Origin of the sequence: Staphylococcus sp. GDH8C109P, assembly GCF_017893405.1 — a bacterium.
GTDB lineage: Bacteria > Bacillota > Bacilli > Staphylococcales > Staphylococcaceae > Staphylococcus > Staphylococcus cohnii.
In genome coordinates, this window is sequence record NZ_JAESMX010000028.1 from 1 (window position 1) to 737 (window position 737).

At 47.1% G+C, this 737-nt stretch carries 2 tRNA genes and 1 rRNA gene; all 3 read left to right on the forward strand.

The features are described from left to right. A 16S ribosomal RNA gene (locus KA867_RS13125) occupies positions 1 to 429 on the forward strand; the annotation flags it as partial. 101 nt (positions 430 to 530) lie between these two features. Further along, positions 531 to 607, forward strand: a tRNA-Ile gene (locus KA867_RS13130). Positions 608 to 628: 21 nt separating this feature from the next. Further along, a tRNA-Ala gene (locus KA867_RS13135) sits at positions 629 to 704 on the forward strand. The last annotated feature ends 33 nt before the right edge of the window (positions 705 to 737 follow it).

Consider the following 737-nt stretch of genomic DNA (forward strand, 5'->3'; position numbering starts at 1 on the left):
TTAAACTTAGTTGCCAGCATTTAGTTGGGCACTCTAAGTTGACTGCCGGTGACAAACCGGAGGAAGGTGGGGATGACGTCAAATCATCATGCCCCTTATGATTTGGGCTACACACGTGCTACAATGGACAATACAAAGGGTAGCTAAACCGCGAGGTCATGCAAATCCCATAAAGTTGTTCTCAGTTCGGATTGTAGTCTGCAACTCGACTACATGAAGCTGGAATCGCTAGTAATCGTAGATCAGCATGCTACGGTGAATACGTTCCCGGGTCTTGTACACACCGCCCGTCACACCACGAGAGTTTGTAACACCCGAAGCCGGTGGAGTAACCATTTATGGAGCTAGCCGTCGAAGGTAGGACAAATGATTGGGGTGAAGTCGTAACAAGGTAGCCGTATCGGAAGGTGCGGCTGGATCACCTCCTTTCTAAGGATATATTCGGAACATCTTCTTTAGAAGATGGAAAGGAATAACATTGACATATTGTATTCAGTTTTGAATGCTCATTAGAGTATTCTTAATCGTAGGGGCCTATAGCTCAGCTGGTTAGAGCGCACGCCTGATAAGCGTGAGGTCGGTGGTTCGAGTCCACTTAGGCCCACCATTAGAGTTTAATATCGATTTTGGGGGCTTAGCTCAGCTGGGAGAGCGCCTGCTTTGCACGCAGGAGGTCAGCGGTTCGATCCCGCTAGTCTCCACCATAGAAATTATAATTGTACATTGAAAACTAGATA